The sequence below is a fragment of the Solemya velesiana gill symbiont genome, from assembly GCF_002020805.1.
Lineage (GTDB): Bacteria > Pseudomonadota > Gammaproteobacteria > Chromatiales > Chromatiaceae > Sedimenticola_A.
Genome location: NZ_MPRJ01000092.1, coordinates 1 through 10,335, shown reverse-complemented (window position 1 = coordinate 10,335; position 10,335 = coordinate 1). Strand labels below are relative to the sequence as shown.

Sequence of the window (10,335 nt, the reverse complement as noted above, 5' to 3'; positions counted from 1 at the left end):
CTCCTGCAAAGCCTTGATGCAGGTAGAGTTGTACGTGGGTCAAAATTCGATGCAAATTATGGGGGTAGGTGGGTCAGTTTTGGGCGCAATTCAACAGAGTTGCCTTAAGTTATCAGATCTGCCTGACCTTGATATTCAGGGTCTGGATACGATAACCGATCTGGCGGGGGGTCATGCCCAGCAGGCGTGCCGCCTTGGCCTGTACCCATCCGGCCTGTTCCAACGCTGCGATAACTCGCTCGCGTTCATCAAGTTCTGGATCGTCGATATCAACACTGTTGACGGTGGAGAGTGTGACAGCCTGAGTAGGACCGCTCTGAAGCCCAGTGAGATTTATCGCATTCTTGTCGATCCTGCCGTCACCGCTCATAACTGCAGCGCGCTCTAGGCAGTTCTCCAGTTCACGCACATTTCCTGGCCAGTCGTAGCGCATGAGTGACCCCAGGGCAGAATCTTCAACCTCCAACCCGCGACCCTGGCTCTTTGCAATCTTGGTAACCAGGAAACGGGCCAGGTCCGGAATATCCTCGCTACGCTCCCTGAGCGGTGGTGTATTGATGGGCATCACGTTGAGACGGTAGTAGAGGTCTTCGCGAAAGCTTCCCTCCTGCACTTCCGTCTCCAGATCCTTGTTGGTGGCAGCCACAACACGTACGTCCACCGCCTGGGTCTTTACACCGCCTACCCTTTCGAACTCGCCCTCCTGCAATACACGCAACAGCTTTGCCTGAAAAGCAGGTGAGATCTCGCCGATCTCATCGAGGAAGATGGTGCCGCCATGTGCCTGCTCGAAGCGCCCCTTGCGCTGACTCACCGCGCCGGTAAATGCCCCTTTCTCGTGACCGAACAGTTCGGATTCAAGCAAGGTATCCGGCAGTGCGGCACAGTTGAGTTTGATAAAGGGACCATTCGATCGGGGGGAGTTGTAGTGGATTGCATTGGCAATGAGTTCCTTACCAGTACCGGACTCGCCGCGGATTAGTACCGTTGTGTTCCACTTGGCTACCTGGCGCACCTGGTCGAATACCAGGCGCATGCTTGGGGTGTGACCGACCATGTTTGAGAAACCGTGCTCACCGCGCACCTTGCGTCGCAGGGAGTCACACTCGCTCTTAAGGGCCAGTTGTTCGTCTTCGACCTTTTTCGCAAGGCGTACGCTCTGACCAACGAGATTGGCAACCATCTGCAGAAAACGCCGATGCATGGCCAAGGCACTGACTTCATCCGATGGCTGGGCTGCCAATACGCCTGTCGTCTGATCTCCGATCTGGATCGGCACACCGATGAATGGCAGGTCTGATTCATAGACACCCAGTCTGTCGAGAAACCGGTCCTCTTCAGAGATCCGCTCCACCACCAGGGGTTCGCCACTCTCCATGATGGCACCTACAACACCTTCACCAGGCTTATAACGGGTTGCATTGAGCGGCTCCGGATTCTCGTGCAGTGCCGTAACCAGCAAATCACCACTGGTTTCATCCAGCAGGCTGATCATGCCATGGCGCATGCTGCCCGCATCATTCAGAACGTTAAGCACTTCGCTAAGCGTCTCGCGGAAATTTAGAGAACGGCTTAGGATCTGGCTGACCAGATAGAGGCTTTCCAGTTCACTCTCCAGGAACGATCGGTGCCTGCTTTCCATATACACCATACTGTTTGCATCACTCGGGGTCATCTCATCGATCTCCTTCCGCGCCATTGACGGGAAGCCTGACGAATACGCGGCAGCCACCAAGGAAATCAGGGTCGATCTCGACACTACCGCCGTGACCGATTGCAACCTCCTGGGCCATGGTCAATCCCATCCCTGCGTGTTCACCTGTATGGGTCCATCCGCAGAAAAAGGGTTCGAACGCTTTGATGCGTTGGCTTTGCTGAACACCCGGGCCGTTGTCCATCACCTCAACGACCAGTTCTTGATTCTCTTCGCGGGTCTCGATACGTATCTCACGATAGGGTCTCCCGGCCTCGTTGACCGCCTCAACCGCATTGTCGATGAGATATTTAAACAGTCCACGCAGTACATTTTCCCTGCCCATAATCGACGGCAGCACCGCTGTCGGACGCCAATCGACAACAACGCCGGACGCCAACAGTTTCTCCGTGGTGAGCTTGATCACCTCGTGCACGATCTCGTTGATATTGACCGTATAGGTCTGCTCCATGGTGGGACTCGGCAATGAACTATGCAGACTGTCCATCGCCTCGTTACCGCTCTCGAGCGCCTGTCGAAGAACATCGCGCAGGCTGCTCTTTTCCCCACCACTATCCGGCATCGCCAATGCGGCCTTGATCACGTTAAGCGGGACCTGGAGTTTGAAGATTGCACCAGAGATGGCTTCCCGCATAGTCTGCACCATCTGCTGTTCCGCCATGTTGGCGCGAATCATGTTTAGCCGAGCTTCATTGATACGCCGACGGCTGGAGGTCACCTCGTTGGCGATCAGCAGCAGGCAGCAACGCGCCTTATTCGACCGCTTGAAGTAGTTGTTTGCCGCCTCGTCCAGTTCGGCAACCCGCACGCCAGAGCAGGAGAACCAGCGGGGGGATGCGCCTCCGGGCGGATCCAGTCGCACATCGATATTGCCGAAGCCCTCACCCACCTGGCATACATTGCTTAGATCGAAACCGAGTTGCTGCTCCAGGGCATTCAGAAAGAGCGTCGTGGGCTCAACACCCCTGAAGTCCCCAAGCAGGGCCTTGTAGGCGTGGTTGTCCATCAGCACCTTTCTGTCGGATCCAACCATGGCAACCACCATGGGAGCGGCATTCAGGGCGGCTTCGGTCAGCTCCTTCTGGAACTTGAGCCGCTGTTCAAGTTGGTGCATCTCTGTAATATCCCGGTGCATACCAAGGTAATAGGCGATCTGGCCCTTGGGATTGAGCACCGGAGAAATTACCAGTTCGGCCAAGTACTCCTCATGGCTCTTGCGGTGATTCACCAGGGTGCCGTGCCAGACACGCTGATTCTGGATGGTCTCCCACAGATCCTGGTAGACGGAAAGAGGGGTCGACTTGCTTGAGAGCACCGATTCGTTCTGACCGATCACATCGTCTCTCATGTAGCCGGTGAGCTGCTCAAATGCTGAATTTACATAGAGAATACGGGCAGTAGGGTCGGTAATTGAAATCGCCACGGGGGCCTGTTCCACCGTCTCCAGAAAAAGCTTGGGTGGCAAAAACTCCCGTGTACCGGCCATGTCGAAAGCCTCGATGATCTCTGCCGGCGTCCCTTCCGGCGGCGCCTCCAGAAAGCGGCTGATAGCATCGATTATTTCGCCATTGGCTAAGGTGGTATTGCGCTGAATCATTACCGACTAACTCCGATTGCAAATCGTAAAAAACAAAACATGCTTCCTAGTTGTGCAAAAGCCGTACCATGCACAGAGATGAACTGTTGTTGGGTTTAAAAAGAGGACAAAGCAAAATCTTGTAGTTAACGTGACAGACAGGAAGTAAAGGAATGTATTGAACCCTACAATTCCGTAGCATCCGGCACTTCGATCACTTCTCTCTCCCGGTAACCCACCCCCATTCCAGCTGTACTGTCCTGGAAAATTTCGTCTTTCATTTCAGTGCCATAGCCTCCCTGAACAGGAGAGTGAAGGGTTACATGGGAATAAACGCCCGCTGTTTGGCATATTTCTTGTTGAAAGGATTCCATCGAAACCGCAAACGATGGATCAAATGGAATATTTCCTCATCATCCTCTCCACCGCATTGACCAACAACGTGGTGCTGGTCAAGTTCCTGGGGCTCTGCCCCCTGATCGGCGTGTCCAACAAGCTGGACTCCGCGCTCGGCATGGGACTTGCCACCACCTTCGTTCTGACCCTGGCCGCTTTTGCAGGATGGCTGTTGGAGCACTACGTCCTCACTCCCCTTGACCTGGGATTCCTGCGCATCCTCACCTTTATCCTGGTGATTGCGGTGGTGGTGCAGTTCACCGAGATGGCAGTACGCAAAACATCCCCCGCCCTCTACCAGGTGCTGGGCATCTTCCTGCCCCTGATCACCACCAACTGCGCCGTGCTCGGTGTCGCGCTGCTCAATGTGCAACAGGAGAACAGTTTCCTTGAGAGCCTGCTCTACGGCTTCGGCTCCGCCATGGGTTTCACACTGGTACTGGTGATGTTCGCCGGCCTTAGAGAGCGGCTCGCCCTGGCTAACGTACCTGCCGCATTTGCAGGCGCACCCATCGCCTATGTCGTTGCGGGCCTGATGTCACTAGCCTTCATGGGCTTTGCAGGACTGACACCAAATTGAGGAGTGCTTGATAAATGACCGCCGCCATATTGATCATCACCGCATTGGGAATCGCCATGGGAACCATGCTGGGTGTTGCGGCCAAATACCTGGCCGTGGAGGGCAACCCGCTGGTTGCCGAGATCGAAGAACTGCTCCCCGGATCCCAATGCGGTCAATGCGGCTATCCCGGCTGCACACCTGCAGCCGAAGCGGTAGCCAACGGCGAGGCACCCGTCACCATGTGTCCTCCCGGCGGAAAGGCGCTGGTTGAGACACTTGCAGAGAAGCTCGGTGTGAGTGTCGATCTTTCCGGCGTGGAAGAGAAAACACCAATGATCGCCTACGTACATGAGAACCTTTGCATTGGTTGCACAAAGTGTTTCAAGCGCTGCCCAACCGACGCCATTCTCGGTGGCCCGAAACAGATCCACGCGGTATTTTCCGATGCCTGCACCGGTTGCGAGAAATGCTTCGACGTCTGTCCAACAGAATGTATAGAGATGCGCCCGGTGAAACACACCCTGCAAACCTGGTACTGGCCGGAACCGGCCAAAGCGGCCTGACATGAGTAGCGGGAAGTTGATCAAGCTGTTCAAGATTCGCGGTGGCGTTCATCCTGACGACCGCAAGTCGCTGAGTGCTGAGCAGCCCATAGAAAACCTACCCATGCCGGATTTGCTGCATATTCCATTGCAACAGCACATCGGCGCACCGGCCAATCCTCTGGTCAGACGCGGCGAACTGGTGAAAAAGGGACAACTGCTGGCCAGAAGCCAGGGTGCCATCTCCGCACCCGTACATGCACCTACTTCAGGGCGCATCATGGGCGTGGGCGGCTACCCGGCGCACCACGCCTCGGGCCTTTCAGTCAGGACCATCACCCTCAAGCCCGACGGCAACGACGAGTGGGGAGATATTCCTGAGCCGGCTACAGAACCGTTCACTTTATCACCGGAAGAGATCGCCCAACGAGTGGCACAGGCCGGTATCGTGGGCATGGGTGGCGCGACCTTTCCGTCTGCTGTGAAGCTCAACCTGCGCAAGCGCTACGAGCTAAATACGCTGATCATAAACGGTGCGGAGTGCGAGCCCTACCTGACCTGCGACGACCGTCTGATGCGTGAACAGCCTGAAGAGATACTCGACGGCGTGGCACTGATGGCATGCGCCCTGAGCGTAGAGAAGGTGCTGTTTGCCATCGAGAACAACAAGCCAATGGCCCAGGCAGCCATCAAGCAGGCATCCAGGGGCCACCCGAACATCACAATGGTAGGCCTACCGACCCGCTATCCCATGGGATCAGAAAAACACCTGGTACAGACACTGACCGGACAGGAGACACCGGCCAGGGGATTGACCGCCGACATCGGTATCGTGGTACACAACGTAGCTACGGCCCTCGCGGTACACGATGCCCTGCGTCATGGACGACCACTGATATCCCGTGTGATGACAGTCAGTGGCAACGCGATCTGCAATCCCCGCAACCTTCGCGTTCCCCTGGGAACGCCACTGGAGAGTCTCATCGAGTATTGCGGCGGATACAGGCAGGAACCCGCCAGGCTGATCAGTGGTGGTCCAATGATGGGCCAGCCTCTACCCAGCACAAGGGTTCCCGCAGTCAAGGGTAGCAACGGGCTTCTGGCGTTGACTGACATCGAGATCCAGGCTGCCCCCGAGATGCCCTGTATCCGCTGTGCAAGTTGCGTACAGGCCTGCCCCTGTGGACTGGTGCCCCTGGAGATGGCAGCCAACATCCGCGCTGGCGGCCTCGACAACTCGGTCTCCCTGGGCCTGCTCGACTGCATCGCGTGCGGCTCCTGCTCCTATGTATGCCCCTCCCACATACCCCTGGTGCAGTACTTCAACTTTGCGAAAGGCGAGCTCGCATCGAGACAGCGCACACAGCACAAACAGGGTGAGATCAAGCGCCTCGCAGAGGCACGCACGGTACGCATGGAAGCCACCAAGAAAGCAAAGCGCGAGGCGATGATGAAACGCAAAAAGGAGATGGAGGAAAAGAAGCAACGTGAAGCTGAGGCGGCGGCCGCAGCAGAGGCCCAGGCATGAGAGAAGACCCACTAATACCAGGACCCTATACCCATGCGCCCACGAGCGTCAGCCGCACCATGATACTGGTGATGCTCGCGCTACTGCCCGCCACGCTGCTCAGCCTCTACCTGTTCGGCTGGCCAGCGATCTTCCTTTTTACCGTAACGCTGCTCGCTGCGGTTCTTGCAGAGGCAGTCTCACTGCAAATTTCGGGGCGACCTCCCCGCCCCTTTCTTCTCGATGGCTCCGCGCTGCTCACCGGTTGGCTGCTGGCCCTTACACTCCCCCCCTGGGCTCCCTGGTGGATCGGCGTAGTGGGCGCACTGCTTGCCATTGTTATAGGCAAGCAGGTATTCGGAGGCATCGGACAGAACCTTTTCAACCCGGCCATGGTGGCGCGTGTGGCACTGCTGATCTCCTTTCCTCTGGAGATGACCCTGTTCAATCCTCCAGTGCCCCTATTCTCTGCCCAGGCCCCCGGGTTTCTGGAGAGCCTTTCCATCACCTTCGGCAGTTCAGGCCAACTCGACGCCATCAGCAGCGCAACCACGCTGGGCCATTACAAAACAGAACTGAGCCGTGGCCTGACCATAGACCAGGCCGCTGGCGATGCCGATACACTATGGCAACTCACCCTGGGCAACGCCGCCGGCAGCTTGGGTGAAACCTCGGCACTGCTGCTCCTGTTGAGTGGCCTGTTCCTGATCTACAAGCGTGTGATCACCTGGCACATCCCTCTCGCCATGCTGGGCACCCTCGCCCTTTGCGCAGGGATCTTTAACCTGGTTGATCCGGACACTTACGTGGGACCATTGACCCACCTGATGTCGGGTGCCGCCATTCTTGGCGCTTTCTTCATCGCCACCGAACTGGTCACTTCACCCGTCTCGGTCCGTGGGCAACTGATCTTTGGAGCCGGCTGCGGATTGCTGGTTTACGTAATCCGCACCTTTGCCGGCTACCCCGAGGGGGTGGCCTTCGCCGTGATGCTGATGAATGCCTGCACGCCGTTGATTGATCACTATTTCAAACCGCGCATCTATGGCCGCACCAGAAAGGGCGAACCCCTGAGTTACGCAGAAAAGGGAGGGGAAGCCTGATGGGTACACCGGTCGAACCCCAATACCGTAAACGCATCGGTTACCAGGCGATGCTCCTGGGCGGATTCTCCATCCTGGCCACCGTGATGCTGGTGGCGGGCAACATGGCCACCAAGGATGTGATCCTGGAGCGCCAGAAAGAGGACCTGCTGGCATCCCTGGAAGAGGTGGTACCCGCCGAACACTACGACAACAACCTGCTGGACAACCCCCTGCAACTGGAGAGGGCGACCGGTGACCCCATCACCATCTACCGGGGCACCCGGGGCAAGCAGGTCAGTGCCATGGCTTACGAGATGAGCAGCCAGGGTTATGCCGGCGAGATACGTTTGATCATGGGACTGGATGCCCAGGGCAAGGTGCTCGGCGTACGGGTGCTATCCCACGCCGAAACACCGGGCCTGGGCGACAAGATCGAGGTGAGGAAGGATGACTGGATTCTCGATTTCAACGGGCTCTCCCTGGGCAATCCTCCCCGGGAGAAGTGGAAGGTGAAGAAAGACGGCGGACAGTTCGATGCTTTCAGTGGCGCCACTATCACACCCCGTGCGGTATTGAAGGCGATCGAAAACGGACTGGTCTTCTACAAGGAGAACAGTGCAGCACTGCTCCAACCTCCCGTAACCAATACCGATACCGTGGCTCGCAGCGGGGTGAACAACGATGAGTAGTAACTACGGGCGCATTGCCAAAGACGGCATCTGGGACAACAACATCGTCTTTGCCCAGACCCTTGGACTCTGTCCGCTGCTGGCCGTTACCGGCACTGCCAGCAACGGGCTGGGTATGGGATTGGCCTCGACGGTGGTGATGATCGCTTCTGGCCTTCTGATCTCCCTGTTCAGGGGCATCATCACGCCACAGGTGCGCATTCCTGTCTTCGTGTTGATCATCGCAGTACTGGTCACCCTGGTGGATATGTTCATGAACGCCTGGGTTCACGACCTACACAAGGTGCTGGGACTGTTTATTCCATTGATCGTCACCAACTGCGCCATCCTGGGCCGCGCGGAATCCTTCGCATCGCGCAATAACATGCTCCCTTCCCTGTTCGACGGCTTGATGATGGGCGCTGGTTTCACCCTGGTGCTCGTGCTGCTGGGTGCGGCGAGAGAGGTGCTTGGCAGCGGCACCCTATTTGCCAACGCCGCCATGCTGCTCGGTTCATGGGCCTCTTTCATGGAGTTGATCCTGATCCAGGACTACAAGGGTTTCCTGCTGATCATCCTTCCGCCGGGCGGCTTTATCGTACTTGGCTTTCTGCTGGCTGGTAAACGGTTTGTGGACCGTGTTCTCGACGAACGTAAGAGGCTTGCTTCAAAACCGGAAGATTCGGCTGCAGCCGAACCCACCTAGAGGTTCGCTGACATGAATATTGGTGTGGCTTATGCAGACCGACTCAAACAGGTCTGGCTGAAACTGGAAGTACCAGATGGCAGTACTGTGCTCGAAGTGATCCAGCACTCCGGCATGCTGGAGCAATTCCCCGACATCGACCTGGAAAAACAGATGGTGGGCATCTTCGGCAAGGTGACGAAACTGGATGCACCTGTTGAAGAGGGCGCAAGAATCGAGATCTACCGTGAAATAACAGCCGACCCGGAACTGGTTGAAAGACGAGACGAGTAAACGAAGAGATATGGAGATTGATTGGCAGGCTGTTTGGCTGACACTGAGACTCGCCACAACGACAACAGCCATACTTCTCGTGGTGGGAACACCACTGGCCTGGTGGCTTGCAACCTCCAGATCCTGGTGGAAAGAACTGATCGGCAGCCTGGTCGCCCTCCCTCTGGTGCTGCCACCGACGGTCCTGGGATTCTACCTTCTGATCATGCTTGGACCTGACGGTCTCACTGGGCAGTTCACCAAGAGCCTGGGGCTGGGCACCCTGCCCTTCACATTTGCCGGATTGGTCGTGGGTTCCGTCATCTACTCACTGCCATTCGTAGTGCAGCCCATTCGCAACGCCTTCGAATCCATGGGTGAGCGTCCCCTGGAGGTAGCAGCGACCCTGCGATCATCATCTCTGAAGCGATTCTTCGATATCGCAATTCCGCTTGCACGCCCCGGATTTCTCACCGGCTCTGTTCTCGGATTTGCCCATACCGTGGGTGAATTCGGTGTCATCCTGATGATCGGCGGCAACATCCCCGGCGAGACCAAAGTGCTCTCCGTGGCCATTTACGACCATGTCGAGTCGCTTGAATACACCCAAGCGCACTGGCTGTCCGGTGGCATGCTGCTCTTCTCTTTCCTGGTAGTACTGTCCATGTATCTCATCGAGAAGCGGCTGAGGAGAGGCGGCCCATGAGTGACATCGAAGTCTCCCTCGCTCACAACCTGGGCGATTTCAGATTAGAGGTAATGTTCAGCACACCGGCAACGGGTGTGACCGCCCTGTTCGGCCACTCCGGTTCCGGCAAGACCAGTGTTCTTCGGTCCATCGCAGGACTCATAAGAGCGGATCACGGCACCGTGAAGATCAACGGTGAAGTCTGGCAGGAGGCAAAACGTTTCCTGCCGACACACAAGCGGCCACTTGGATATGTTTTTCAGGAGGCGAGTCTCTTTCCCCACCTGTCAGTGAAACAGAACCTGGAGTATGGATGGCGTCAGATCCCTGCCAGAGAACGCAAAATAAAGTTCGACAATGCAGTGGAACTGCTGAGTATAGACCCTTTGCTGGAGAGAGCCGCATCCAGATTGTCAGGAGGTGAACGACAGCGGGTGGCCATCGCACGCGCCCTGCTCACCTCTCCTAGATTGTTACTGATGGACGAGCCGCTCTCCGCCCTCGACCATGGAGCGAAACAAGCGATCCTGCCCTACCTGGATGAATCGCCCCGGGAAAACCGGAGGGTGTTTAGTTTGAGTCATGCCACCATGGCAGACCCATCCATATTGTCATAATACTGCTTTTCGTATTCCGCCG

10 protein-coding genes and 1 pseudogene are annotated in these 10,335 nt (G+C 56.8%); 9 read left to right on the top strand and 2 right to left on the bottom strand.

Features of this window, described 5'->3' with window-relative positions; all coding sequences use genetic code 11:
* Window positions 1-112: 112 nt before the first annotated feature.
* Window positions 113-1,675, bottom strand: a complete 1,563-nt coding sequence (nifA, locus tag BOW53_RS11445; RefSeq protein WP_078488118.1) for a nif-specific transcriptional activator NifA — start codon at window positions 1,673-1,675, stop codon at window positions 113-115.
* 1 nt (window position 1,676) lies between these two features.
* Window positions 1,677-3,311: a nitrogen fixation negative regulator NifL gene (gene nifL, locus BOW53_RS11440; RefSeq protein ID WP_078488115.1), complete on the bottom strand. Its 1,635-nt coding sequence runs from the start codon at window positions 3,309-3,311 to the stop codon at window positions 1,677-1,679.
* A gap of 376 nt (window positions 3,312-3,687) precedes the next feature.
* Between nifL and rsxA the strand changes: the two genes are divergently transcribed.
* The 9 genes and pseudogenes from rsxA to BOW53_RS11395 all read left to right on the top strand — a co-directional run.
* Window positions 3,688-4,266 carry an electron transport complex subunit RsxA gene (gene rsxA, locus BOW53_RS11435; RefSeq protein ID WP_078488117.1) on the top strand — a complete coding sequence of 193 codons (579 nt, stop codon included), beginning with the start codon at window positions 3,688-3,690 and terminating at the stop codon, window positions 4,264-4,266.
* A 14-nt stretch (window positions 4,267-4,280) separates the two neighbouring features.
* Window positions 4,281-4,811 carry an electron transport complex subunit RsxB gene (rsxB, locus tag BOW53_RS11430; protein WP_078488114.1) on the top strand — a complete coding sequence of 177 codons (531 nt, stop codon included), beginning with the start codon at window positions 4,281-4,283 and terminating at the stop codon, window positions 4,809-4,811.
* A 1-nt stretch (window position 4,812) separates the two neighbouring features.
* Window positions 4,813-6,318 (top strand): electron transport complex subunit RsxC, encoded by a 1,506-nt coding sequence (gene rsxC / locus BOW53_RS11425; RefSeq protein WP_245832131.1) that lies wholly within the window; start codon window positions 4,813-4,815, stop codon window positions 6,316-6,318.
* Window positions 6,315-7,400, top strand: a complete 1,086-nt coding sequence (locus BOW53_RS11420; RefSeq protein ID WP_078488113.1) for an RnfABCDGE type electron transport complex subunit D — start codon at window positions 6,315-6,317, stop codon at window positions 7,398-7,400. The genes rsxC and BOW53_RS11420 overlap by 4 nt, the downstream gene beginning before the upstream one ends.
* Window positions 7,400-8,071, top strand: a complete 672-nt coding sequence (gene rsxG / locus BOW53_RS11415) for an electron transport complex subunit RsxG (protein WP_078488112.1) — start codon at window positions 7,400-7,402, stop codon at window positions 8,069-8,071. The genes BOW53_RS11420 and rsxG overlap by 1 nt, the downstream gene beginning before the upstream one ends.
* Window positions 8,064-8,756, top strand: a complete 693-nt coding sequence (locus tag BOW53_RS11410; RefSeq protein WP_078488111.1) for an electron transport complex subunit E — start codon at window positions 8,064-8,066, stop codon at window positions 8,754-8,756. Before rsxG ends, BOW53_RS11410 begins: the two co-directional genes overlap by 8 nt.
* A 12-nt stretch (window positions 8,757-8,768) precedes the next feature.
* Window positions 8,769-9,029, top strand: a complete 261-nt coding sequence (locus BOW53_RS11405) for an RnfH family protein (protein WP_078488110.1) — start codon at window positions 8,769-8,771, stop codon at window positions 9,027-9,029.
* 10 nt (window positions 9,030-9,039) lie between these two features.
* Window positions 9,040-9,714, top strand: coding sequence for a molybdate ABC transporter permease subunit (modB, locus tag BOW53_RS11400; RefSeq protein WP_078488109.1), 675 nt, complete (start codon window positions 9,040-9,042; stop codon window positions 9,712-9,714).
* Window positions 9,711-10,253 (top strand): annotated as a pseudogene (locus BOW53_RS11395) (molybdenum ABC transporter ATP-binding protein); the annotation flags it as partial. The gene modB and the pseudogene BOW53_RS11395, both read left to right, overlap by 4 nt.
* Window positions 10,254-10,335 lie beyond the last annotated feature (82 nt).